This is a genomic window from Mycobacterium colombiense, assembly GCF_003284975.1.
Classification (GTDB): Bacteria; Actinomycetota; Actinomycetes; order Mycobacteriales; family Mycobacteriaceae; genus Mycobacterium; species Mycobacterium europaeum_A.
The window spans coordinates 33,707-56,253 of record NZ_QMEU01000002.1; the positions used below are offsets into that span (position 1 = coordinate 33,707).

Sequence of the window (22,547 nt, forward strand, 5' to 3'; positions counted from 1 at the left end):
CGAGCATGAACCCCGCGGCACCGCGGCCACGGCTGGTAATCGTCGACGGGGTGCCGATGTCGGCGCTGGTCACCGAAGTCGAAGACCCCCAGGCCGTGATCGTGGCCATCCACGGCGGTGGCACCACCGCGATGTATTTCGACTGCCCGGGCCACCCCTCGTATTCGCTGTTGCGGACCGGCGCGGCGGCCGGGTTCACCGTGGTGGCCCTCGATCGGCCGGGCTATGGCAGCTCGGCGCCCTATCCCGAAGCGATGGTCTCCGGCGAGCAGCGCGTCAACCTGGCTTACGGCGCCGTCGACCGCATCCTCGGCGAACGACCGCGGGGCGCCGGCACATTCGTGTGGGGCCACTCGGGCGGCTGCGAGCTGACGCTGCGGTTGGCCGCCGACGCGCGAGGTGCCGACCTCCTCGGTATCGAGCTGGCCGGCACCGGCCGGCACTACCACCCCGCCGCCAAGGAAATACTGAAAACGGCCACCCGCGAACGCCGCCCGTCGGGCATGCGCGAACTGCTGTGGAGCCCAGAGCAGTCCTATCCGCCCGAGGTTCTCAACGGCGCCACGGTGTCGCCGTCCGCCCCGGCCTACGAAGACCAGATGGTGTCGAACTGGGCGCGACAGACTTTCCCGGAGCTCGCGCCCGACGTGCGCGTCCCGGTGCACTTCAGCATCGCCGAGCACGAAAAGGTCTGGCAGGCCGACGATGCGGCGGTGACCGAGGTCGGCGCCCTGTTCACCGGGGCGCCGCGATTCGTCGTGCACCGGCAACCCGACGCCGGGCACAACATCAGCCTCAGCCACGCCGCCCCCATCTATCACTCGAAAGTCCTTGAATTCGTGCGGGATTGTGTGGCCGAGCGTTCGGCGAAGACGCAATCCGATCTGGAGGCCGGCTGATGCGCGTCGGATTCATCGGGTTGGGCAGCCAGGGCGGCCCCATGGCGCGCCGGATCGTCGAGGGCGGCTACCCCACCACGTTGTGGGCGCGCAGGCCGGAGACCCTCGAGGCATTCGCCGACACCTCGGCCGGCATTGCCGGATCGCCGGCCGAACTCGCCGCGGCCAGTGACCTGGTCTGCCTCTGCGTGGTCGCAGACGCCGACATCGACGAACTGGCCTGCGGGACAAATGGATTGCTGTCGACGATGAAGCCCGGCAGCGTGATCGCCGTGCACAGCACGGTGCATCCGGACACCTGCCGAGACCTCGCGAACAAGGCCGCCGCCCAAAGTGTTTCCGTCATCGATGCGCCGGTGAGCGGCGGGGGCGGCGCGGCGGCCGAGGGCCGGCTGCTCGTGATGGTGGGCGGCGACACCGACGTCGTCGAACGTTGCCGCCCCGTCTTCGCGACCTATGCCGATCCCGTCGTTCACCTCGGCGAGCTGGGTTCCGGACAGACCACGAAGCTCCTCAACAACCTGTTGTTCACCGCCAACCTGGCCACCGCGGCCAGCGCGCTGTCACTGGCCAGCTTGCTCGGCGTCGAGCCGGACCGCCTCACCGAGGTGGTCTCCCGCAGCTCAGGCAACAGCTTTGCGCTCAACGCCCTGGGCGGCATCGGCGGACTTGATCGGCTGGCCGGGGTGGCGGGCGGGCTGCTACAGAAGGATGTTCGGCTGGTCGTCGACCTTGCCGAGAACGCCGGGGCCAACGGCGGCGCGGTGCTCGATGCGGCCGACGCGGCGCTGGCCCTGATGGACCACCCGCGGTGAGAATCGGATTCATCGGCGCGGGACGGATGGGCCGCCCCATGGTCGGCCGCCTGGTGGCCGCCGGTCACGACGTCCGGGCCGTGGGCCGGACGGCCGAAAAGCGCGGCGAGGTCGAGCAACTGGGCGCGCGGGCCGTCGGCGCGGCGGCCGAGGCCGGTGCCCAAGCCGACGTCGTGGTCCTCTGTGTGTTCAGCGACGAACAGGTTCGACAGCTCTGCCTGGCCGGCGAATTGCTGGCCGCCCTGCGGCCCGGCGCGGTGCTGGTGGTGCACACCACCGTCAACCCGCACACCATCGCGGCCATCGCCGAGCACGCCAACGGCGTTGACGTCGTCGACGCCGCGGTCAGTGGGGGCCCACACGACATCGCCGCCGGCCGGCTCACGCTGTTCGTCGGCGGTGCCGACCAAGCGGTTGACCGAGTGCGACCGCTGCTGGCTTGCTACGGCGACCCGGTCCTGCACGTCGGGCCCGCCGGCGCGGGTCAGAAGGTGAAACTCGTCAACAACGCACTGTTCGCCGCGCAGATCGGGCTCCTTGCCGAGTCGATACGACTGGCAGAAGTGCTCGGCGTCCCGGAAGCCACATTGCTGAGCGCCCTGGGGCACGGCAGCGCGACCAGCCGCGTGCTCAACCTCGTCGCGGCGGGCGGTTCCATCGCGTCGTTCATCGAAATGACCGGTGAGTTCGTGGCGAAGGATGTGGCCGCCGTCCGCGCTATCGCCGGGGAGTTGGGCAGCGGCCTGGGTGCGCTGGATGACGTCATCGCGGCCATCGGCGCCGCGAAGAGGGTATGAAATGCCAGCGTTTTGGTCTTTCCGGTTCGTCACGAAGGTATTACCGTTAGCGTTACAGTCAGTGACTCCGCTGTAAAGGTTCCAGCCCGACCTCGCCGCTGAGGAGGATGCAGTGACAAAACCGAAGGTCGTCTTCGATCCCTACTCCGAGGACTACTTCAACAATCCGTTCGACATCTATCGGCGGATGCGCGAGGAAACGCCACTGTATTACGACGAGAAGGAGGACTTCTACGCGCTGACCCGTCACGAAGACGTGGCGGCCGCGTTCAAGGACTTCGAGACGTACTCTTCGGCACGCGGCTGCGACCTGGCGATGGTGCGCCGGGGCATTGCCCCCGAGCAGAAGTCGATCATCTTCATGGATCCGCCGGAGCACCGCCACATGCGCAGCCTGCTCAATAAGGCGTTCACCCCGCGGGCGATCCAGTCGCAGCGCGAGACGATCATCGAGGTGATCGACAAATACCTGGGTGCGGTCGACTCGGACAACTTCGACGTGGTGCAGGATTTCTCCGGTCCGTTCCCGGTTGAGGTCATCACCCGGATGGCTGGAGTGCCGGAGGAATACCGCCAGCAGGTCCGCCACTGGATCGACACCAGCCTGCACCACGAGCCGGGGCAGATCGAGATCAGCGAGGCCGGCATGCAGGCCAACATCGACACGGCGATGTACTACTTCAGCCTGGTCCAGGAGCGTCGCCAGGAGCCGCAGGACGACATGATCAGCCGGCTGATCGCCGCCGAGATTCCCGGTGAAGACGGCCAGCTGCGCAAGCTCGACGACATCGAGATCTGCGGGTTCGCAACGCTTTTGGGTGGTGCGGGCGCCGAGACCGTCACCAAGTTGATGGGCAACGCCGCGGTCATCTTCGCCAATCACCCCGACCAGTGGCAGAAGCTCCAGGAGGACCGGGACAAGATCCCCGGGGCTGTCGAAGAGCTACTGCGCTACGAGGGACCGGTGCAATACAACGTCCGCTACACCCTCAAGGAGGCCCACGTCAGCGGTGGGGTCATCCCGCCGGGCAAACCGGTATTCCTGTGCGGCGCCGCGGCCAACCGCGACCCGGACGCCTTCACCGACCCCGACACGTTCGACATCGAACGCGACCACACCGAGGCGCAGCACCTCGGACTCGGGTACGGGATCCACAGCTGCCTGGGCGCAGCGCTGGCCCGCCTGGAAAGCCGGATCGCGCTGGAGCGGCTGCTCGATTTCATGCCGCGCTACGAGCTCGACCTGGCGGGATGCAAACGGGTGACCATGCAAAACGTGGCGGGCTGGAAGAACGTGCCCGTCAAGGTGCTTCGTTGAAGGGGGCCACGATGACGAAGAAGATCGAAGTCGACTGGGGACTCTGCGAGAGCAACGGTGTCTGCATGGGCATCAACCCAGACATCTTCGAACTCGGCGACGACGACATGTTGACCGTCCACCAAGAGGAAGTCACCCCCGAGAACGAGGCGGACGTGCGCGAGGCCGTCCGTCAGTGCCCTCGGCAGGCGATCTCGATCGTCGGCGAGTAAATCAGAATCCGGAGAGGATGACGGCGTTGCAGTCGGCAGCCTGCTGGCGCAGTTTCGCCGCCTTCTGGTAGCCCTCGGATTCGTACCACGCCCGAGCCGCATCCACCGATTCGAATTCCAGCACGACGGTCTGGTCGCCGTGCCAGTCCCCCTCGATGACTTTGGGCGCGGTGTCCACCGCGAGGATGGTGGCACCGCTCATCGCGGATCCGGCGGCTTGAGCGTATGCCTTCATGCCTTCCGGGTCTTTGATGGCCTCGGTCAGGATGACATACCCTTTGGCCACTCGAATCTCCTTACTCGCCCGTAATTTTGGTTATTTCTCGCTGATCGCCTGCTCGGGACAGCATTGGATCGCCTCCTGGGCGGCGGACTCCAATTCCGTTGGGACATCGGAATCTATCGCTACGGCGTAACCGTCGTCGGTCAGGCTGAACACGTCGGGGCACAGCGTGAGACACATGCCGTGACCGCGACATCGCTGGTCGTCTACCCAAACCTTCATGCCAGTGTGAACTCCAGGTGCAATTCGGTCAGGCCACGCAGAATGTAGGTCGGAACGTATTGGTAACGACGGCTATCCGCGGGCCCGTGGACGTCCTCGTTGATTTTAATATCCGTCGTGCGGTCGAGCAGCCGTTCGATCGCCACCCGGGTTTCGGCCCGCGCCAGCGGGGCGCCGGGGCAGCTGTGGATACCACGACCGAACGAGATGTGCTGGCGCGCGTTCTTGCGCGTCGGATCGAAGGTGGCGGGTTCTTCGAACCGGCGCGGATCACGGTTGGCCGCGGCCTGCACGATCATCACCGTGGTGCCGGCCGGCAGGTCGACGCCGCCGACGTTGACCGGCCGCCGGTTCATCCGGAAGTCGCCCTTGACCGGGCTCTCGTGGCGCAGCGACTCTTCGATGAAATTCGGGATCAGGCTGCGGTCCTTGCGCAGCTGCGCCTGGATGTCGGGGCGCTCGCCCAGCGTCTGCAGGGCCGCGCCGAGCAGCCGCACGGTGGTCTCCTGTCCCGCCGAAAACACGTTGCTGGCGACGCGGGCCACGTCCTCGACGTCCGGGATCGAACCGTCGGGAAAGGTGGCGGTGGCCAGCCCGGTCAGCACGTCGTCACGCGGCTCGCTCCGGCGGTCGCGGACGTAATCGGAGAACAGGCCGTAGAGGAATTCCAGCGGGCTGTGGGCCAACGATTCCTTGCCGGTGCCCCCGACGCCGCCGCCCGAGTGCTCGCGAATGCCCTTGACGAATTTGTCGCGGTCTTCCATCGGCACGCCCAGCAGGTCGGCGATCACCAGCAGGGTGAACGGGCCCGCGAAGCCCTTGATCCATTCGCCGCGGCCGGGGGCCAGGAAGTCATCGAGCGCCTGGTCGGCGAGCGCCCACATGGCGTCCTCGTTCTCCTTGAGGCGCTTCGGGGTGATCAGTCGCATCAGCAGCGAGCGATGGTTGGTGTGGGTCGGTGGGTCGAGCGTCGGCAGCTGGTCGCTGAACGGCAGTTCGTCACGGTGCTGCTCGATCAGCTCGGTGATGTCGTCGCCTTCGATCGGGACCGGGAAGCCGGGGAACGGACCCGTCACCGAGATGCAGGAAGACCAGGTCTCGGCGTCGTTGAGCACCGCACACGCCTCGTCCCACCCGGTGATCATCGTGACGTCGTGGTGGCTTTCCCGGGTGACGGGGCATCGCTGACGCAGCGCCTCGTAGTAGGGGTACGGGTTCTCGATGAGCTCGCTGCCGCGAAAGAAGTCCAACTCGGAGAATTCGTTCGCCATCTCCTGCTCCTTGAATCTCGGCTAGTGAGAATGTGCCTCTCGCGGATGAGTATTACATTTTCACACGGGGTGGTGGTCGTCAACGACGGGTCCCCGCCGGGTGTCACGAGATGCGCGAGTCCGCCGGCCGCCGGCCGTGGCGCGCCGGTCCGCATCGCGCCCGACTAGCTGGCGGGAACCAGGTCGGCGGCCACCGAGGGCCACGCCAGCAGCCCGCTGCGGAACGTCTCGACGTGGCCGACGGGGGCGTGCGGTACGGCCGCGGCCGCGAGGGCCTGGGCCTTGAACGTCTGCGCCGCCATGCTCAGCTGGTGTTGCACCAGGCCGACGCTGTCATCGAGTTCCGACGGCCAGTCCTCCCCCCACAGCGTGACCTCCATGGCGCCCTGATCGAGGGCCCGCAGCACGCCTTGGCGAACCCGCGCGTCGCAACCGAACAGGTCCGCCGCGGCCGCCAGGGCCTGGGGGCGGGGCCGCGATTGCACCGATGCCAGCGCCTCTTCGAGGTCGAGCACCTGAGCGCCGATGATCTGCAGCGGCCGATCATCGGGGTGGTCGGCCAGATCCATCAAGAGCACGGTGACGTCCCAACCCGCCATCGACCGGTCGAAGATCCAGCCACCGGCGAACCGCACCACATCGACCGCGGTGGTGGCAACGACGTCGAGCCGGTACCTCATGCCGTCTCGAGCTTCTTCGGGGGCGCGAAGTCCCGCGCCAGTGTCTCGGCGTACTGCTTGAATACCTCGGGCAGCGGTATCGAGGGATCGAGTAACCATGTGGTTTCCATTCCGTGGACGAAGGCGAGGATTTCCACTGCCTTGACGGCGGGGTCTATGTCTTCGCGATACCGGCCGTCGGCCTGACCGCGACGGATGAGCTCGGCGACGATGTCGGTGGCGGCCCGGTGCCTCGCTAGCATGCGGTCGTGCAGCGGAGCCTCCGGGAGGATGTTCTCGACGAGCAGCACCGTGAACGTCCCTACCAATTCGGGGGCCCGGTGGAACCGGTCCGCGACCGCGGCGATCTGGTCGAACAGGTCCCCGGTCCGGTCGGCGTGGGTGTCGTCGTCGAGGTCGCGGGCATCGAGCACCGCGTGCAGTAATTGCTCTTTCGATTCGAAGTGATGCAGTAGGCCCGCCGGTGTCACCCCGGCCTCACCGGCGATCTGGGCGAGCGTGGTGCTGCGCCAGCCGTTGCGGGTGAGCAGGCGTTGGGCGACGTCGAGGATCCGCATCTTGCGGTCCTCCCCCTTGGCGAGAAGTGTGTCGTATCGCCGTGCGACGGGCACCAGGGTCCTCTCTACCGACATAGCAAAACCAACTTAGTGAACACACAGTAGGTTAGTTTGGGCGCTGTGACAAGGGTCACGTGGTGCACACTTTCGGCGCGCGTGCGGCCGCTGCGGGCCGCGGCGGTCAGCTCACCAGCTCGACCAGCGTGGCGTTGGCGGTGCCGCCGCCTTCGCACATGGTCTGCAACCCGTAGCGAATCCCGTTGTCGCGCATGTGGTGGGCCATGCGCGTCATCAACACCGCCCCCGACGCGCCCAGCGGGTGTCCCAGCGCGATCGCCCCACCCAGCGGGTTCATCCGGGCCGGGTCCGCCCCGGTTTCTGCCAGCCACGCCAGCGGAACCGGCGCGAAGGCCTCGTTGACCTCGAAGACACCCACGTCGGACAGCGCGACGCCGGCCTTGCCCAGCACCTTCTCGGTCGCGGGGATGGGGCCGGTGAGCATCAGCACCGGATCGGCGCCGGTCACCGCACCCGCCAGGTAGCGCAAGATCGGCGTCAAACCGAGCTCGACGGCCAGTTCCGCGGTGGTCACCAGCAGGGCGGCGGCGCCGTCGGAGATCTGCGAGGAATTGCCCGCATGGATCACCCCGTCCTCGGCGAAGGCGGGTTTGAGGGTGCCGAGCTTCTCCACGGTGCTGCCGCGCCGCACGCCCTCGTCGGCGGTGACGACGTTGTTGTCGCCTCCCTCGACGAACACCGGCACCAGCTGCTCGGTGAATGCGCCGCTGTCCTGGGCCCCGGCCGCCCGCTCGTGGGACTCGACGGAGAATTCATCGAGGCGGGTGCGGGAGAATCCCCATTTCTTGGCGATCAGTTCCGCCGACAGGCCCTGGTTGAAGGAGAAGTCGTCATAGCGGGCAAGGACTTTCGGGCCGTAGGGCATACCGGTTGCGCGGGCGGAACCGAGTGGAACGCGGCTCATGACCTCGACCCCGCCGGCCACGACGACATCCTGCTGCCCGGACATCACCGCCTGCACGGCGAAGTCCAGCGCCTGCTGGCTGGACCCGCAGGCGCGGTTGACGGTGGTGCCGGGGATGGTCTCGGGCCAACCGGCGGCCAGAACCGCGTAGCGGCCGATGTTGCTGGACTGATCGCCCACCTGGGAGACGCAACCCCAGACCACGTCGTCGATGATCTCGGGACCGATGCCGGTGCGCTCGATGAGTTCGGTCAGGACGACCGCGGACAGGTCGGCGGCATGCATGCCGGACAGGGCGCCGTTGCGCTTCCCCACCGGCGTCCGAACGGCCTCGACGATGACTGTTTCTCGCATATCCCTACTCCGATTGCTTGTCGCCAGAATGTGGTTCCGCGCCAGATTTTGCTAGGGCCCACCGACCAGTAAACGATGGCTCCCGCCGTTGCGCGAAAGCGGCGTAGGCGGCCGCCGTGTCCGCGGTCGCGAAGTTGACGCCCTGGGCGCGGGCCTCGCTGGCCAGCGCGTCCCGCAGGGTGCGGTCGGCGCCCTCGTTCAGTAGCGCCTTGGTGTGGGCCAGCGCGATCGGCGGGCCGGCCGCCAGTCGGTTGGCGAGATCGTCGACGAACGCGTCGATCTCCGCGGCCGACACCACCCAGGTCACCAGGTTCAGGGCGCACGCTTCCTCGGCATCGATCGTGTCCGCCAGCAACGCGAGCCGCTTGGCCTGTTGCAGCCCAACGATTTTGGGCAACAGCCAGGAGCCGCCGAGGTCGATCGACAGACCACGCTTCGAAAAGATCTGGCAGAACGTCGATTCCGGTGTGGCCACCACCAGATCACAGCCCAGCGCGAGGTTCCAGCCGGCGCCGACGGCCACCCCGGTCACCTTGGCGATCGTCGGAACCGACAGCTCGTGCAGCGCCAGCGCCACGTCGGTCAACCGCTGCAACTTGTACTTCGGATGGATGTCCTCGGGAGCCGAGATGTCCGCGCCGGAACAGAAACTGCCGCCGGAGCCGGTGATCACCAGTGCGCGCACGCCGGGATCGTGGCCGGCGGCATCCAACGCGTACCGCAGGGCGGCCCACAGTTCCGGGTTGATCGCATTCTTGCGACGCGGGCGGTTGAGCGTGAGGGTGCGCACCCCGTCGCGGTCCTCCGACAGCAACACGGGGTCATCGGTCGTGGTCAATAGCTCCTCGGCAACTTCAGGACGTTGGCTCCCAAAAAGTTCAGAATCATCTCCTGGCTGACCGGCGCGATCTTCATCAACCGGGCCTCGCGGAAGTAACGGGTGATGTGGTATTCCTCGGCGTAACCCATGCCGCCGTGGGTTTGCAGCGCCCGGTCGGCGGCGGTGAAGCCGGCGTCGGCGCACAAATACTTTGCCGTATTGGCCTCTCGCCCACAGGGTTTGCCATTGTCGTAGAGCCAGGTGGCCTTGCGCAGCATGAGCTCGGCGGCGTCGAGCCGGGCCAGTGAATCGGCGAGTGGGAACTGCAATCCCTGGTTCATGCCGATGGGTCGGCCGAACACCTCGCGCTCATTGCCGTATTTCACCGCCTTCTCCAGCGCCACCCGGCCAATGCCGAGCGCCTCGGCCGCGATCAGCATCCGCTCCGGGTTGAGGCCGTCGAGGATGTACTGAAAGCCCTTGCCTTCCTCGCCCACTCGGTCCTCGACCGGCACCTCGAGATTGTCGATGAACAGTTCATTGGAGCTGACGGCGTTGCGGCCCATCTTGCGGATGGGGCGGATGTCGACGCGGCTGCGGTCGAGATCGGTGAGGAACAGGGTCATCCCGTCGGTCTTCTTGGTGACCTCGTCGTAGCTCTGCGTTCGGGTGAGCAGCAGGATCTTGTCGGATTCCATCGCTTTGGAGATCCAGACCTTGCGACCGTTGACGATGTAGCGATCACCGTCGCGCTTGGCGAACGTGGTGATCCGCGAAGTGTCAAGCCCGGCACCGGGTTCGGTGACCCCGAAGCAGACGTGCACCTCGCCGGTCGCGACCGCGGGCAACGTACGGGCCTTGAGCTCGTCGGAGCCGTGCACCACGACCGGCTGCATGCCGAAGATGGACAGGTGAATCGAGCTGGCGGCGTTCATGGCGCCGCCGGACTTGGCGACCTCCTCGAGCAGGATCGTCGCTTCGGTGATTCCCAGGCCATGACCGCCGTACTCGGTCGGGATCGTCATGCCCAGCCAGCCGCCATCGGCGATGGCCTGATAGAACTCGGTCGGAAATTCGTGCGCCTGGTCTTTCTCCATCCAGTACTGGTCGTCGAATCTCCGTGCCAGCTCCGCGACCGACCGACGGATCAGTTCCTGATCTTCGGTCAGTTCAAAGTTCATTCCAGCGCCGGGCACTGCTCAGTCTCCTCTTCTCAGCGCGAACAACTCAGAAGCACCCGGCACGCCGACGAATTAGGTGCTCTTGCCGGGGGCAGCTCCCGCTTGCGGGGGGCTGCTCGGCAACAGTACTGTGCTCAGTCCTTGTTGCCGGTAAGGGCTTTCGCGTTGGCCGCGAAGTCCGCGAAGGACGAGCCGCCCCGACTGTCCTTGTCGTGGCCCTTGGCCTTGATGGACACATCGTGCCCCTCGGCGGCCTTGCGCAGCGCACCGACGGTCGCCTGTTCGCGCGAAATGTGCGTGAACGGGTCGAACGAGTACCAGCGCATGGCGTTCTCGTGGGTCATCCTGTTGATCTCGTCATCGGGAACGTTATTGAGGGACAACACATCCCACAGCTCTTCGGGCGCACCCGGCCACATCGAGTCGCTGTGCGGGTAGTCGGCTTCCCAGCAAATGTTGTCGATGCCGATCATGTTGCGCAGCGCCACGCCGACCTTGTCGCTGATGAAGCAGGTCAAGAAGTGGTCGCGGAAAACCTCGCTGGGCAGCTTGCCCTTGAAATCCTGGTGCGTCCAGGCGGAGTGCATCTCGAAGGTGCGGTCCGCGCGCTCGAGGAAGTAGGGAATCCAGCCGGTTCCGCCCTCCGACAGCGCGATCTTGAGGTCGGGGTATTCCTTTATCGGCTTGGACCACAACAGATCGGCGGCGGCCTGCACGATGTTCATCGGCTGCAGCGTGATCATCACGTCCATGGGGGCGTCGGGCGCGGTGATGGCCAACCGCCCCGAGGAACCGATGTGCACGTTCATCACGGTGCCGGTGTCGCACAGCGCCTTCCACAGCGGGGCCCAGTAGTCGTCGTGGAAGCTGGGGTAGCCCATCGCGGCCGGGTTCTCGGTGAAGGTCAAGGCGTGCACGCCCTTTTTGGCGACCCGTCGCACTTCGGCCGCGCACGCCTCGGCATCCCAGATCACCGGGATCGCCATCGGGATGAATCGCGCCGGGTAGGCGCCGCACCACTCTTCGATGTGCCAGTCGTTGTAGGCCTGCACCAGTGCGATCGAGAAGTCGTTGTCGTCGGTGGCGAACAGCCGTCCGGCGAAACCGGGGAAGGACGGGAAGCAGATCGACGCCAGGATGCCGCCGGCGTTCATGTCCTTGACGCGCTCGTCGACGTTGTAACAACCGGGCCGGATCTCGTCGAGCCCCGTCGGCTCGATGCCGTACTCCTCCTTCGGCCGCCCGGCCACCGCGTTGAGCGCGACGTTGGGGATGACGGTGTCGCGGAACTTCCACATGTCCGATCCGTCGGCGTTGTGCACGAGCCGGGGCGCATCGTCCTGATACTTCTTCGGCAGGTGGTTCTTGAACATGTCCGGCGGCTCGACGGTGTGGTCGTCGACGCTGATCAAAATCATGTCTTCTTTGTTCATGGCCGTCCCTTTCATCGGATCCACCGGATCGATTAGAGCCTCGGCGAATCGCTGTCCCGTGCCAAGATCACTAAACTGAAAACTATCTTCTCGCCAGGCGAGAATCAACATCCAGCGGTTGCTAGGCGTTGCCGCAACCTTCTGACCAGCAGCCGAACGTGCAGGTCTAGCGCCCTTCCACGGCGCAGCCATGCCGTGAGGTAGAACCCGGGTTGGCGCGGCGGGACCGAGGCGCTTGCCACCCTGTCGGCCCGGGTCGACGGCCCAGCCGCGGCCTGCGCCGAGTCGATGGGCGGACCTGTCCCCGAGCGGCACGCCGGCATTGACCGGACGCGCGTTTCGTGCCAGTCTGTTAGTTGCAAATGAGAATATGATTCTCTTTCACCGAGAGGACACTGCCGATGCGCTTGCAGCCGCTGCCCGCCGACCAGTGGGACGAGGCGACCCGGCAGGCCCTCTCGGCGATGCGTGGGGCGGACAGCAACAACGCGCTGTCCACGCTGGCCCACCATCCGGCGCTGGCCAAGGCGTTTCTTCGGTTCAACGTTCACCTGCTGGTGTCATCCACACTGCCGGCCCGCATCCGCGAACTGGCCATCCTGCGGGTGGCCCATCGCCGGCAGTGCGCCTACGAGTGGTCACACCACGAGCGGATGGCCAAAGAAGAAGGGATCACCGACGACCAGATCGCGGCCTTGCAGCGCGGCGAGGCCGCCGACGCGTTCGACCAGGTCGTGATCACTGGGGTCGACGAGCTCGATGAGAAGTCGGAGCTGTCGGACCAGACCTGGGCGGCACTGGGCGAGCGCCTCAACGACCAGCAACGGATGGACTTCGTCTTCACGGTCGGCTGCTACGCCCTGCTGGCCATGGCCTTCAACACTTTTGGCATCCAACCCGAGCACGCCACCACAGCCGCTAACAACGTCGAATAAGAGGAGTAAGAACGTTGCCGCACTTCCCGAAGCCGGCCGCCGGCAGCTGGACAGAGAACTACCCCGAGTTGGGGACCTCGCCGGTCGACTACACCGACTCGATCGACCCCGCGTTCTTCGAGGCCGAGCGCGACGCCGTGTTCAGGAAGACCTGGCTCAACGTCGGCCGCGTCGAGCGCCTGCCCCGCACCGGCAGCTACTTCACCAGGGAACTGCCCTCGGCCGGCAAGGGCACGTCGGTGATCATCACCAAGACCAAGGACGGATCCGTCAAGGCCTACCACAACGTCTGCCGCCACCGCGGAAACAAGTTGGTGTGGAACGACTTTCCCAACGAGGAGACCTCCGGCACCTGCCGGCAGTTCACCTGCAAGTACCACGCCTGGCGCTACAGCCTCGACGGCGATCTGACCTTCGTTCAGCAGGAAGAAGAGTTCTTCGACCTCGACAAGAGCAACTTCGGGCTGGCGCCCGTTCGCTGCGAGGTGTGGGAAGGCTTCATCTTCATCAACTTCGACGACAACGCGGCGCCGCTCACCGACTACCTCGGGCCGCTGGCCAAGAGCATCGAGGGCTACCCGTTCGGCGAGATGACCGAGACCTACTCCTACCGGGCCGAGGTCGGCAGCAACTGGAAGCTGTTCATCGACGCGTTCGTCGAGTTCTACCACGCGCCGATCCTGCACCAGGGTCAGTACACCAAGGAAGAAGCCGCCAAGATCCAGAAGTTCGGCTACGAGGCGCTGCACTACGAGTTGGCCGGCCCGCACAACCTGCAGTCGACCTGGGGTGGCCAGGCGCCGCCCCCGGACATGTCGATGGTCAAGCCGATGGACCAGGTGTTGCGCAGCGGGCTGTTCGGTCCTTGGGACAAGCCGGAGATCATCCAGAACCTGGAGCTGCCGCCGGGCGTCAACGTGAAGCGGGTGCCGCAGTGGGGCATTGACTCGTGGCTGTTCTACCCCAACTTCATGCTGCTGATCTGGGAGCCGGGCTGGTATTTGACCTACCACTACTGGCCGACCGCGGTGGACAAGCACATCTTCGAGTCGTCGCTGTATTTCGTGCCGCCGCGCAATGCGCGGGAACGCCTGGCCCAGGAGTTGGCCGCGGTGACGTTCAAGGAGTATGCGCTGCAGGACGCCAACACCCTGGAAGCGACCCAGACCATGATCGGCACCCGAGCCGTCAAGGAGTTCCTGCTCTGCGACCAGGAAGTCTTGATCCGACACCTGCACCACACGACCGCCAACTACGTCAAGGAGTACCAGCGCAATGGCGCTACCGTCTGAATTCGCCGCCCTCGAGCCCTTTTTGGAGTGGGACCTGGCCACCGAGCCCGAGCGCTACGCCAAGCGGTTGGCCTCGACGATGGCGGAAATGCAGGCGTTCTATGACGTCGCATTTCCCAAGCTGAACGACGTCATCGCATACTGCGACAAGTTCCCCTTGGACGACCTGCCGGACGACGCAAGGACGTTGATGCACATGATGCAGTCGCTCGTCATGGTGTCGTTCCCCATCGAGGCGTGGAAGCAGCCGCGCGTGCCGGACAGCGGCGCGGCATGGGTTGCAGTGATCCGGGAACCGGTGATCTAGCCGGTGCTGACGCTCAAGGCCGCGGGGCTGCTCGACGTTGACGGCGGCGAGATCATCCGGCCCGGCATCCTGAAGATCCAGGACGACCGGATCGTCGGCGTGGGGGGCGACCCCGAAGGCGAAATCATCGCGCTTGGCGACCAAGTTCTGTTGCCGGGCCTGATGGACATGGAGGTCAACCTCCTGATGGGCGGGCGCGGCGAGACGCCCGGGCTGTCCCAGGTTCAGGACGACCCGCCCACACGGGTGCTGCGCGCGGTCGGCAACGCCCGGCGCACGCTGCGCGCCGGTTTCACCACCGTTCGCAACCTCGGATTGTTCGTCAAGACCGGCGGCTACCTGCTCGACGTCGCCCTGGCCAAGGCCATCGACGCGGGCTGGATCGACGGGCCCCGAATAGTCCCGGCCGGCCACGCGATCACGCCCACCGGCGGGCACCTTGACCCGACGATGTTCGCCGCATTCATGCCGGGCGCACTCGAGCTCACGATCGAAGAGGGCATCGCCAACGGCGTCGACGAGATCCGCAAGGCGGTGCGCTACCAGATCAAGCACGGCGCCGAATTGATCAAGGTGTGCGTTTCCGGCGGTGTCATGTCATTGACCGGTGAGGCCGGGGCGCAACACTATTCGGACGAGGAACTGCGCGCGATCGTCGACGAGGCGCACCGCCGTGGACTGCGTGTCGCCGCCCACACGCACGGAGCGGAGGCGGTCAAGCACGCGGTCGCGTGCGGTATCGACTGCATCGAGCACGGGTTCCTGATGGACGACGAGGCCATCCAGATGCTGGTCGACAACGACAGGTTCCTGGTGACCACCCGCAGGCTCGCCCAGGCCATGGACGTGTCGCGCGCCCCGAAAGCCTTGCAGGACAAGGCGGCCGAGATGTTCCCCAAGGCCGAGACCTCGATCAAGGCGGCCTACGAGGCCGGGGTGAAAATCGCGGTCGGCACCGACGCCCCGGCCATCCCGCACGGCAAGAACGCCGACGAGCTCGTCACGCTGGTGGAATGGGGCATGCCGCCGCTGGCGGTGCTGCGGGCCGCCACCATCACCGCGGCCGAGCTCATCAACAAAACCGACCGGGGGCGCCTCGCGACGGGCCAGCTCGCGGATATCATCGCGGTACCGGGAAACCCGTTGGAAGACATCACGGTTACCCAGCGCGTCAGCTTCGTCATGAAAGGCGGCAAGGTCTATGTCGACACCCGATCAGCCTAAAAGCGGCCCAACCCGAACTGATGACCTGGTCGAGATCCAGCAGCTGCTTGGCCGCTACGCGGTCACCATCACCCAGCAGGACATCGAGGGTCTGGTCGCCGTCTTCACTGCCGACGGCACCTACAGCGCCTTCGGCGAGACCTACAGCCTGAGCCGATTCCCGGAATTGGTGGCCGCAGCCCCAAAGGGCTTGTTCCTCACCGGAACCGCGGTGGTCGACCTCGATGGGGATGCGGCCACCGGCACCCAACCGCTGTGCTTCATCGACCATGCCACTCACGACATGCGGATCGGTTACTACCGCGACACCTATCTGCGTACCGCTGACGGGTGGCGACTGAAGACCCGCGCCATGACCTTCATCCGCCGCAGCGGGGTGCACGACTCCGGGCGCCCGCACGCCATCGGCCGTCCCGCCGGTGACTCCGCGGCCCAGGCAGCGACTTAAGGAGCCGACCCATTGAAGTGAATGTCGAGCAGTTCCGGGCCGACCTGCGCGCGTGGCTCGACGACAACGATCTGACCCCCGAGCGCGACCACTCGCTGCAGGGGCACATGCGGCAGTTCGCCCGGGTCAGCCGCGCACTCTACGACGCCGATTGGATGCGGTTCGGCTGGCCGGTCGAGGTCGGCGGGCTCGGCGGCCCGGCAGTGCTGCGCGCGATCGTCGGCGAAGAGGTGGTGGGCCGGCGCCTGGCCGAGCCCGGCCCCTATTCGATGCTCGAGGTCCTCGCACCCACGATGATCGATTACGCGCCCGTGGAGCTCGCCAAGGAAATGGTGCCGCGGCTGCTCAGCGGGGAAGAGCAATGGTGCCAAGGCTTTTCCGAGCCGGGGTCGGGCAGTGACCTGGCGTCGCTGACCACCCGCGCGACGCAGCAAGGTGATAACTGGATCGTCAACGGACAAAAGGTCTGGACCAGCTTCGCGCAGTTCTCCACCCGGTGCGTCCTGCTCACCCGCACCGCGCCCGGCCACGACGGGATCACCGCGTTCTTCGTCGACCTCGACACCCCGGGCATCACCATCCGCCCGCTGCGCACGATGCACGGCGTCGACGAATTCTGCGAGGTGTACTACGACGACGTGGTGATCCCGGCCAGCAGGATGCTGGGCAAGCCCGGGGACGGCTGGCGACTGGCAATGGACCTGCTGCCCTACGAACGCTCCGCTTGCTTCTGGCAGCGAATCGCCTACCTCTATTCACGTTTCGACGATCTGATCACCGCGGCGTCAGAAAACGGGGAACCCGACGAATCCGCGCTCGGCGGAGCCTATCTGGCTCTTCATACGTTGCGCTGCCGATCGCGTGCCACCCAGCATCGTATGCGGGACGGGGCAAGGCTGGGGCCGGACACCTCCATCGACAAGGTGCTGCTGGCCTCCGCGGAGCAGCGACTCTACGACACCGTCCGCGACGTGTTGCCGGGAACGCTCGAGCTCGAAGACACCCCGTGGCGTTCGGAATATCTGTATTCACGCGCTGCGACGATCTACGGCGGCACCGCCGAGATCCAGCGCAATATCATCGCCCGCCGGCTACTCGACCTCGGGAAGGAGTGACCGTGACCCCTCCGACGGACATCGAGTCCGATCCCGAATCTCTGCGCCTGCTTGCGGAGTCGTTGCGGACGACGATGACGGCCGCCTCGGGAGCCAAGCTCGACGCGGCGCTGACCGAGCTCGGCTGGCGCGACATGCTCGATGAAATGCCCGACATCGCAATACCTCTGGTGTTCAAGCTGCTCGGTGAGACCGGCGCGCACGCACCCGTGCTCAACGACGTGGTGCTGCGCGCGGCGGGTGACGCGCCCGGGGGGACCCTGCCGCTGCCGTTTGCCGGTGGCTCCTGGGTGTTGTGGGAGCGCCGTGACCATGCCGAGTCGGCGATCGATGAGCTGTTGCCGATACACCGCGTGCCCCAAGATGATTCGTTGCCACCCGCCGTGCTGCACGCGGGTTGGCGGGCTCTGGGGTGGTGGCTGGTCGGCACCAGCCGCGCCATGCTGTCTTTGGCTCGTCAGCACGCCGTCGACCGGGTCCAGTTCGGTCGGCACATCAGTTCGTTCCAGGCGATCCGGCATCGACTGGCCGAGGCGCTGGTCGCGATCGAGGGTGCCGAAGCGACACTGCAGGCCGCCACGGACTGCGACGACCCGCAGGGGCTCGCTTCGCTGCTGGCCAAGGCCGCGGCCGGCCAGGCGGCGCTGACCACCGCGCGCCACTGTCAGCAGGTGCTCGGCGGCATCGGCTTCACCGCCGAACACCCCCTGCACCACCACATCAAGCGGTCGTTGATCCTCGACGGGCTGCTGGGTAGTTCGAAAGAACTGATACGTCAGGCCGGAAAGGCGGTCCTGGCTGCCGGCTCGGCGCCCCGGCTCGCGCAGCTGTAACGCGGCGCGCCCACATCCAGGCACCGTGCGCGGAGCATGAGATGCTTCGCGGGGGCACTTGGTGGTTGGGTCGGCGCGCGGACGTCGGCCCCGCCATGAGCCCTGGGAGGTGGGACGCAATGAGTCGGCCGCAAGGACCACAAAACCAGTTCGGGGTCGCCTCGGTGCTCCTGGGCGTGGTCGGACTCATCACCTGCTGGCTGCTGCTCGGGGTGCCCTTCGGCATCGCGGCTGTGGTGACCGGCGACATCGCCCGGCGAAGGGTGGCCCGCGGCCAGGCGAACAACCGGCGAACCGCTCTGGCCGGGATGGTTCTAGGGGCGGTCGCGATAGTTGCGGGTCTTGTCGCCATTGGCTACTACGCCCACCTGGACGCCCGAAACCATTGACGCACAGATCAATTGCGCGGTAACCCGAGCACGCGTTCGGCGATGATGTTGCGCTGAATCTCCGACGTGCCACCGGCGATGGTCGCGGCGAAGGTGCGCGCGTACCGGTCGAACCAGCTGCCGTAGTGGCTGTCCAGGTTGAGCGGGGCGAACGGGGCGGTGACTCCGCGCAAGGCCAGTCCCTCGCCGTCCTTGGCGGCCAGCGCGTCCTCGCAGGCGCGTTGCATCGCCTCCGAGCCGAGCAACTTGAGCACCGACTGGGCGGGCACGTCCTCTTCGCCGCGCGCGGCTTTGGCCAGGGTCGCCGACCCCAGTAGCCGCATCGCGTAGAAATCCATTACCAGCGTCGCGTAGCGGTCCCGCTGCACCGGCCCCGAGGGGCTCGACTCGACGGTCATCGCGTGCAGCATGTCCGCGTAATCCAGCCACAGCATGGCGCGTTCGTGGCCGAGCGAACCGGTCGCGACGCGCCAGCCGCCGTTGAGCTCCCCCACCAGGTTCTCGGCCGGCACCCGGGCGTCGGTGAAGAAGACCTCGTTGAAGTCGACGTCTTCGATGTCACCCATCGAGGCGAACGGGCGCCGAACCACACCGGGAGTGTCGGTGGGGATCAGTAAAGCGCTGATCCCCTTGTGCTTTGGCGCGTCCGGATCGGTGCGCACGAATGTCAGCAACACATCGGCGTGGTGGGCGCCCGACGTCCACACCTTCTGCCCGTTGACGATGAAGCAGTCGCCTTGCGAATCGGAGTGGCGCACTGCGCGCGTCTTCAGCGACGCGAGATCCGATCCCGCGCCGGGCTCGCTCATCCCCAGCGACGCGGTGATCTCCGCGCGCAGGATCGGCACCGCCCACCGTTGCTTCTGTTCGGGCGTGCCGAACGACAACAACGACGCCGCGATGATCCCGACACCTTGCGGATTGAAACTCTGATAGATCCGCCGGCGCGACAACTCTTCGGAGTACACGTATTGCTGCAGCAGCGTCGCGTTACGTCCGCCGAACTCCGGCGGGTTGCCGGGTTGTAGCCAGCCGCTGTCGAACAGCAGGCGTTGCCAGCGGCGGGCCCAGTCCGGGATGTCCGAGCTCGACTGCGGCCGCACCAACGCCTCGGCCTCGGAAGGCAGATGCGCGTCGAGGAAAGCCACGAACTCGGCTCGGAACGCCTCCACGTCGGCGTCAAAGGTCAGCTGCACGGCACTTCCCGGGATGGTCCTTCAGTGTTCCCACGCGTCGGTAGATCAAGGTTTCCGTCGACGACGCGGTTCACTCTTGCGATTACGCTTCCATACACACGTCTAAGAGAATAGTATTCTCATGGTAAGAAAGTTACAATCTCCGACACGTGATCCGTGAGGGGGTCGAGCGCAGCGATGTCACGGCGTTCTCCGGTAGAGTCCAACCATGTTCTCCCCGCGCGGCAATCACCTGAGTCGGCCGTGACCAATCCAAGCGAGGAGCCGGCCTGGAAGCAGCGAGCGGTCGAGCGGTCGATCAAGACGGCGAAATTGCGTGCGGCGCAGCGTGTTCAGCGCTTCCTCGACGCCGCCCAGGCCATCATCATCGAAAAGGGCAGCACGGACTTTACGGTGCAGGAGGTCGTGGACCGCTCCCGGCAGTCGTTGCGCAGCTTCTACCTGCAATTCGACGGCAAACACGAGCTGCTGCTGGCGCTCTTCGAGGATGCACTGAGCCGGTCGGCCGACCAGATCCGCGCGGCCACCGAGAACCAGGCCGATCCGCTGGAGCGGCTGCAGGTCGCCGTGCAGCTCCTGTACGAAGCGTCCCGCCCGGACCCGACGGCCAAGCGCCCGCTGTTCACGGACTTTGCTCCTCGACTGCTTGTCACCCACCCGGCCGAGGTCAAGATCGCCCATGCACCGCTGCTCGCGTTGCTGACCGAACTGATGGACGCGGCGCATGATGCCGGCAAGCTGCGCACCACCATCAACCCCAAACGAGTCGCCGCGATGACCATGCAGACGGTGATGTTCATCGCACAATCCAGCGGCGGGCCCGACGACGCGACGACGCATCCCATCACCGCCGAAGAGGTATGGGATTTCTGCTCACGCGGTTTCGTCGCGTAGCACCCGAACGCCCCGCCTTCCCGCACCTCGCCAGTGAGCAAATAGCGCACGCCGTTTGCCGGTGAGAATGAGATTCTCTAATATCTAGAACCACAAATAGCCGAAACGGATTCGTCATTGACACCCGCGGCGGGCGAATGACAGAGTTCAAGGGCGGCAAGACCCGCGGTCGGAGGCCGCATCGTTGTCCGGCGCAGGCGTGCCGATCTATCAAGTCAGGAGTTGAGGTAGCCATGACCGGACGTGTTGAGGGCAAAGTCGCTTTCGTCACCGGAGCGGCGCGCGGTCAGGGCCGCAGCCACGCGGTGCGGTTGGCCCAGGAGGGCGCCGACATCATCGCCATCGACATCTGCAAGCCCATCCGGGAAGGCGTGCTGGACACGGCGATCCCGGCATCGACACCCGAAGACCTCGCCGAGACCGCCGACTTGGTCAAGGGACACAACCGCAGGATCTTCACGGCCGAAGTCGACGTGCGCGACTATGCCGCACTCAAGGCGGCGGTGGACACCGGCGTCGAGCAACTCGGCCGGCTCGACATCATCGTGGCCAACGCCGGAATCGGCAACGGCGGCGAAACGTTGGACAAAACCAGCGAAGAAGACTGGACCGAGATGATCGACATCAACCTGGCCGGCGTGTGGAAGACCGTGAAAGCCGGTGTGCCGCATCTGATCGCGGGCGGCAACGGCGGTTCGATCATCCTGACCAGCTCAGTCGGCGGACTCAAGGCCTACCCCCACACCGGCCACTATGTCGCGGCCAAGCACGGTGTCGTCGGGCTGATGCGCGCGTTCGGAGTTGAGCTGGGACAGCACATGATTCGCGTCAACTCCGTGCACCCGACCCACGTCAAGACACCCATGCTGCACAACGACGGCACCTTCAAGATGTTCCGTCCCGACCTGGAAAACCCGGGCCCCGACGACATGGCGCCGATCTGTCAGCTGTTCCACACGCTGCCGATCCCCTGGGTCGAGCCGATCGACATCAGCAACGCGGTGCTGTTCTTCGCCTCGGACGAGGCCCGCTACATCACCGGCGTGACCCTGCCCATCGATGCGGGTAGCTGCCTCAAGTAGCCGCTAGAAGGGGCTGCTGTTGGACTGCCATTCGGCCGATTCGGGTCGCGGCCCGTAGCGGCGGATGTAGTCCTCATGCATCCGCGCCTGTTTTTGTCGATTGATCACGTCGACCAGGTTCGGATCCAGTCCATGAACGGCCAACCGGTGGCGGCGCCAGACCTTGTTCAGGGCAAGGGTTATCAGCAACGCCCAGATGTAGAGCGGCGCCGTCATCTCCGTGTGCACGTAGAGCGAGGCGGGCAGCAACCAAAACGGGGCAAGCACCAACAGGGGCGGTATGGCCCACCTGATCATGTGCCGGCGGATGGCTCCCTCCCCGGCCAGATCGCGCGCCACCCAGTCACGCATCGAGTCGGGCAGGCGCCGCCCGTAGGCATAGCCGATGCGCTGCCAGAGATTGGGTTTCCCGGCGGTCATGGTGCTCCTCGGGGTCATGTCAGGAATGCAGTGCGCCGGCTGCCACTGCGGCGGCGTTGATTCGGGTAAGGACCTGATGCAGGTTCCCGAGTTCGGCCTGTTCCACGCCCAGGCGCGCCACAACGGCGGGCGGAATCTCGAGTGCCTTCTCCCGCAACGCTATTCCGCGCTGCGTGAGCGTCACATCGGTGGTGCGTTCGTCGGCCGGATTCTTGGCACGAGTGATCAGCCCCTGGCCCTCCAAGCGCTTGAGCATCGGCGACAGCGTCGCGGAATCCATCTGCAATGCCGCGGCGATCTGCTTGACCGACAACGGAAACCGGTCGGCCCCGGGCGTCTTGCGGTGATCCCACAGCGCCAGCATCACCAAATATTGCGGATGGGTCAGCCCGAGGGGCTCCAGCAGGGGCCGGTACACCGCCAACACCGCCCGGTTGGTCGTCGCGAGCGCGAAGCACACCTGGTGTTCCAGGGCGAGCGGATCGATTTCGCGAGCGGTCGCGGCGGGCATGATTATATGGTGCCCTAATAGTTAGGGACCTATCTACATGACGTCTCTCACACCGGCTGCCGCGCGGGTAATACGCT

The 22,547-nt window shown here is 65.9% G+C and carries 27 protein-coding genes; 15 read left to right on the top strand and 12 right to left on the bottom strand.

Going from position 1 to position 22,547, the window contains the following annotated elements; all coding sequences use genetic code 11:
- Positions 1 to 5 precede the first annotated feature (5 nt).
- From DQP58_RS01170 to DQP58_RS01190, 5 genes are all read left to right on the top strand, one after another.
- Positions 6 to 899 (top strand): alpha/beta hydrolase, encoded by an 894-nt coding sequence (locus tag DQP58_RS01170; protein WP_112706689.1) that lies wholly within the window; start codon positions 6 to 8, stop codon positions 897 to 899.
- Positions 899 to 1,714 (top strand): NAD(P)-dependent oxidoreductase, encoded by an 816-nt coding sequence (locus tag DQP58_RS01175; protein WP_112706690.1) that lies wholly within the window; start codon positions 899 to 901, stop codon positions 1,712 to 1,714. Before DQP58_RS01170 ends, DQP58_RS01175 begins: the two co-directional genes overlap by 1 nt.
- A complete protein-coding gene (locus DQP58_RS01180) occupies positions 1,711 to 2,511 on the top strand; it encodes an NAD(P)-dependent oxidoreductase (protein ID WP_112706691.1) in 801 nt (266 codons plus the stop codon). Before DQP58_RS01175 ends, DQP58_RS01180 begins: the two co-directional genes overlap by 4 nt.
- A gap of 112 nt (positions 2,512 to 2,623) precedes the next feature.
- Positions 2,624 to 3,829 carry a cytochrome P450 gene (locus tag DQP58_RS01185; RefSeq protein WP_112706692.1) on the top strand — a complete coding sequence of 402 codons (1,206 nt, stop codon included), beginning with the start codon at positions 2,624 to 2,626 and terminating at the stop codon, positions 3,827 to 3,829.
- An 11-nt stretch (positions 3,830 to 3,840) separates the two neighbouring features.
- Positions 3,841 to 4,041 (top strand): ferredoxin, encoded by a 201-nt coding sequence (locus DQP58_RS01190; RefSeq protein WP_007777398.1) that lies wholly within the window; start codon positions 3,841 to 3,843, stop codon positions 4,039 to 4,041.
- A gap of 1 nt (position 4,042) precedes the next feature.
- Here the strand turns inward: DQP58_RS01190 and DQP58_RS01195 are convergent, their stop codons facing one another.
- From DQP58_RS01195 to DQP58_RS01235, 9 genes are all read right to left on the bottom strand, one after another.
- Positions 4,043 to 4,327, bottom strand: a complete 285-nt coding sequence (locus DQP58_RS01195; RefSeq protein WP_009952166.1) for a DUF1330 domain-containing protein — start codon at positions 4,325 to 4,327, stop codon at positions 4,043 to 4,045.
- A gap of 30 nt (positions 4,328 to 4,357) precedes the next feature.
- Positions 4,358 to 4,546 carry a ferredoxin gene (locus DQP58_RS01200; protein WP_112706693.1) on the bottom strand — a complete coding sequence of 63 codons (189 nt, stop codon included), beginning with the start codon at positions 4,544 to 4,546 and terminating at the stop codon, positions 4,358 to 4,360.
- Complete coding sequence (locus DQP58_RS01205) at positions 4,543 to 5,817, bottom strand: cytochrome P450 (RefSeq protein ID WP_112706694.1); 1,275 nt, start codon at positions 5,815 to 5,817, stop codon at positions 4,543 to 4,545. The genes DQP58_RS01200 and DQP58_RS01205 overlap by 4 nt, the downstream gene beginning before the upstream one ends.
- 164 nt (positions 5,818 to 5,981) lie before the next feature.
- On the bottom strand, positions 5,982 to 6,497 hold the full coding sequence (locus DQP58_RS01210) for a hypothetical protein (RefSeq protein ID WP_112706695.1): 516 nt from the start codon (positions 6,495 to 6,497) through the stop codon (positions 5,982 to 5,984).
- Entirely contained in the window at positions 6,494 to 7,108 is a 615-nt protein-coding gene (locus DQP58_RS01215; protein WP_112706696.1) for a TetR/AcrR family transcriptional regulator, read from the bottom strand. Before DQP58_RS01215 ends, DQP58_RS01210 begins: the two co-directional genes overlap by 4 nt.
- Positions 7,109 to 7,235: 127 nt before the next feature.
- The gene (locus DQP58_RS01220; protein ID WP_112706697.1) at positions 7,236 to 8,390 is read right to left on the bottom strand and encodes a thiolase family protein; all 1,155 of its coding nucleotides are present in this window, start codon (positions 8,388 to 8,390) and stop codon (positions 7,236 to 7,238) included.
- 4 nt (positions 8,391 to 8,394) lie between these two features.
- The gene (locus tag DQP58_RS01225; protein ID WP_112706698.1) at positions 8,395 to 9,228 is read right to left on the bottom strand and encodes an enoyl-CoA hydratase/isomerase family protein; all 834 of its coding nucleotides are present in this window, start codon (positions 9,226 to 9,228) and stop codon (positions 8,395 to 8,397) included.
- A complete protein-coding gene (locus tag DQP58_RS01230) occupies positions 9,225 to 10,391 on the bottom strand; it encodes an acyl-CoA dehydrogenase family protein (protein ID WP_112706699.1) in 1,167 nt (388 codons plus the stop codon). Before DQP58_RS01230 ends, DQP58_RS01225 begins: the two co-directional genes overlap by 4 nt.
- A 134-nt stretch (positions 10,392 to 10,525) precedes the next feature.
- Positions 10,526 to 11,824: an amidohydrolase family protein gene (locus tag DQP58_RS01235; protein WP_112706700.1), complete on the bottom strand. Its 1,299-nt coding sequence runs from the start codon at positions 11,822 to 11,824 to the stop codon at positions 10,526 to 10,528.
- A gap of 401 nt (positions 11,825 to 12,225) precedes the next feature.
- Between DQP58_RS01235 and DQP58_RS01240 the strand changes: the two genes are divergently transcribed.
- From DQP58_RS01240 to DQP58_RS01275, 8 genes are all read left to right on the top strand, one after another.
- The gene (locus DQP58_RS01240; RefSeq protein ID WP_112706701.1) at positions 12,226 to 12,759 is read left to right on the top strand and encodes a carboxymuconolactone decarboxylase family protein; all 534 of its coding nucleotides are present in this window, start codon (positions 12,226 to 12,228) and stop codon (positions 12,757 to 12,759) included.
- Positions 12,760 to 12,773: 14 nt separating this feature from the next.
- On the top strand, positions 12,774 to 14,051 hold the full coding sequence (locus tag DQP58_RS01245; RefSeq protein ID WP_112706702.1) for an aromatic ring-hydroxylating oxygenase subunit alpha: 1,278 nt from the start codon (positions 12,774 to 12,776) through the stop codon (positions 14,049 to 14,051).
- Positions 14,035 to 14,358 carry a hypothetical protein gene (locus DQP58_RS01250; protein ID WP_112706703.1) on the top strand — a complete coding sequence of 108 codons (324 nt, stop codon included), beginning with the start codon at positions 14,035 to 14,037 and terminating at the stop codon, positions 14,356 to 14,358. The genes DQP58_RS01245 and DQP58_RS01250 overlap by 17 nt, the downstream gene beginning before the upstream one ends.
- A gap of 3 nt (positions 14,359 to 14,361) precedes the next feature.
- Positions 14,362 to 15,582, top strand: a complete 1,221-nt coding sequence (locus tag DQP58_RS01255; RefSeq protein WP_112706704.1) for a metal-dependent hydrolase family protein — start codon at positions 14,362 to 14,364, stop codon at positions 15,580 to 15,582.
- Positions 15,560 to 16,030, top strand: coding sequence for a nuclear transport factor 2 family protein (locus DQP58_RS01260; RefSeq protein WP_112706705.1), 471 nt, complete (start codon positions 15,560 to 15,562; stop codon positions 16,028 to 16,030). The genes DQP58_RS01255 and DQP58_RS01260 overlap by 23 nt, the downstream gene beginning before the upstream one ends.
- A gap of 17 nt (positions 16,031 to 16,047) precedes the next feature.
- Positions 16,048 to 17,145, top strand: a complete 1,098-nt coding sequence (locus DQP58_RS01265) for an acyl-CoA dehydrogenase family protein (protein ID WP_112706706.1) — start codon at positions 16,048 to 16,050, stop codon at positions 17,143 to 17,145.
- A gap of 74 nt (positions 17,146 to 17,219) precedes the next feature.
- On the top strand, positions 17,220 to 17,978 hold the full coding sequence (locus DQP58_RS01270) for an acyl-CoA dehydrogenase family protein (RefSeq protein ID WP_240629516.1): 759 nt from the start codon (positions 17,220 to 17,222) through the stop codon (positions 17,976 to 17,978).
- Between the two features lie 119 nt (positions 17,979 to 18,097).
- Positions 18,098 to 18,367 carry a DUF4190 domain-containing protein gene (locus DQP58_RS01275; RefSeq protein WP_112706708.1) on the top strand — a complete coding sequence of 90 codons (270 nt, stop codon included), beginning with the start codon at positions 18,098 to 18,100 and terminating at the stop codon, positions 18,365 to 18,367.
- Positions 18,368 to 18,375: 8 nt separating this feature from the next.
- On the opposite strand, the gene DQP58_RS01280 is transcribed toward DQP58_RS01275, so the two are convergent.
- Positions 18,376 to 19,563, bottom strand: coding sequence for an acyl-CoA dehydrogenase family protein (locus tag DQP58_RS01280; protein ID WP_112706709.1), 1,188 nt, complete (start codon positions 19,561 to 19,563; stop codon positions 18,376 to 18,378).
- 243 nt (positions 19,564 to 19,806) lie between these two features.
- Here DQP58_RS01280 and DQP58_RS01285 point away from each other — a divergent pair, with 243 nt between their 5' ends.
- Positions 19,807 to 20,457 carry a TetR/AcrR family transcriptional regulator gene (locus DQP58_RS01285; protein WP_066865760.1) on the top strand — a complete coding sequence of 217 codons (651 nt, stop codon included), beginning with the start codon at positions 19,807 to 19,809 and terminating at the stop codon, positions 20,455 to 20,457.
- Positions 20,458 to 20,690: 233 nt separating this feature from the next.
- Positions 20,691 to 21,539, top strand: coding sequence for a mycofactocin-coupled SDR family oxidoreductase (locus DQP58_RS01290; RefSeq protein ID WP_066865757.1), 849 nt, complete (start codon positions 20,691 to 20,693; stop codon positions 21,537 to 21,539).
- A gap of 3 nt (positions 21,540 to 21,542) precedes the next feature.
- Here DQP58_RS01290 and DQP58_RS01295 read toward each other — a convergent pair whose 3' ends face one another.
- Together DQP58_RS01295 and DQP58_RS01300 are read right to left on the bottom strand one after the other, a co-directional pair.
- Positions 21,543 to 21,959 (bottom strand): DUF5313 domain-containing protein, encoded by a 417-nt coding sequence (locus DQP58_RS01295; protein ID WP_112706791.1) that lies wholly within the window; start codon positions 21,957 to 21,959, stop codon positions 21,543 to 21,545.
- Between the two features lie 19 nt (positions 21,960 to 21,978).
- Positions 21,979 to 22,470, bottom strand: coding sequence for a MarR family winged helix-turn-helix transcriptional regulator (locus tag DQP58_RS01300; protein ID WP_112706710.1), 492 nt, complete (start codon positions 22,468 to 22,470; stop codon positions 21,979 to 21,981).
- Positions 22,471 to 22,547 lie beyond the last annotated feature (77 nt).

What these genes read in the sequence shown, in the direction of transcription:
- DQP58_RS01240 (WP_112706701.1), top strand. Translation starts at nt 12,226, where the DNA reads ATGCGCTTGCAGCCGCTGCCCGCCGACCAGTGGGACGAGGCGACCCGG.
- DQP58_RS01270 (WP_240629516.1), top strand. Translation starts at nt 17,220, where the DNA reads ATGACGGCCGCCTCGGGAGCCAAGCTCGACGCGGCGCTGACCGAGCTC.
- DQP58_RS01275 (WP_112706708.1), top strand. Translation starts at nt 18,098, where the DNA reads ATGAGTCGGCCGCAAGGACCACAAAACCAGTTCGGGGTCGCCTCGGTG.
- DQP58_RS01260 (WP_112706705.1), top strand. Translation starts at nt 15,560, where the DNA reads ATGTCGACACCCGATCAGCCTAAAAGCGGCCCAACCCGAACTGATGAC.
- DQP58_RS01175 (WP_112706690.1), top strand. Translation starts at nt 899, where the DNA reads ATGCGCGTCGGATTCATCGGGTTGGGCAGCCAGGGCGGCCCCATGGCG.
- DQP58_RS01210 (WP_112706695.1), bottom strand. Translation starts at nt 6,497, where the DNA reads ATGAGGTACCGGCTCGACGTCGTTGCCACCACCGCGGTCGATGTGGTG.
- DQP58_RS01290 (WP_066865757.1), top strand. Translation starts at nt 20,691, where the DNA reads ATGACCGGACGTGTTGAGGGCAAAGTCGCTTTCGTCACCGGAGCGGCG.
- DQP58_RS01170 (WP_112706689.1), top strand. Translation starts at nt 6, where the DNA reads ATGAACCCCGCGGCACCGCGGCCACGGCTGGTAATCGTCGACGGGGTG.
- DQP58_RS01190 (WP_007777398.1), top strand. Translation starts at nt 3,841, where the DNA reads ATGACGAAGAAGATCGAAGTCGACTGGGGACTCTGCGAGAGCAACGGT.
- DQP58_RS01205 (WP_112706694.1), bottom strand. Translation starts at nt 5,817, where the DNA reads ATGGCGAACGAATTCTCCGAGTTGGACTTCTTTCGCGGCAGCGAGCTC.
- DQP58_RS01235 (WP_112706700.1), bottom strand. Translation starts at nt 11,824, where the DNA reads ATGAACAAAGAAGACATGATTTTGATCAGCGTCGACGACCACACCGTC.
- DQP58_RS01220 (WP_112706697.1), bottom strand. Translation starts at nt 8,390, where the DNA reads ATGCGAGAAACAGTCATCGTCGAGGCCGTTCGGACGCCGGTGGGGAAG.
- DQP58_RS01230 (WP_112706699.1), bottom strand. Translation starts at nt 10,391, where the DNA reads ATGAACTTTGAACTGACCGAAGATCAGGAACTGATCCGTCGGTCGGTC.
- DQP58_RS01250 (WP_112706703.1), top strand. Translation starts at nt 14,035, where the DNA reads ATGGCGCTACCGTCTGAATTCGCCGCCCTCGAGCCCTTTTTGGAGTGG.
- DQP58_RS01295 (WP_112706791.1), bottom strand. Translation starts at nt 21,959, where the DNA reads ATGACCGCCGGGAAACCCAATCTCTGGCAGCGCATCGGCTATGCCTAC.
- DQP58_RS01200 (WP_112706693.1), bottom strand. Translation starts at nt 4,546, where the DNA reads ATGAAGGTTTGGGTAGACGACCAGCGATGTCGCGGTCACGGCATGTGT.
- DQP58_RS01300 (WP_112706710.1), bottom strand. Translation starts at nt 22,470, where the DNA reads ATGCCCGCCGCGACCGCTCGCGAAATCGATCCGCTCGCCCTGGAACAC.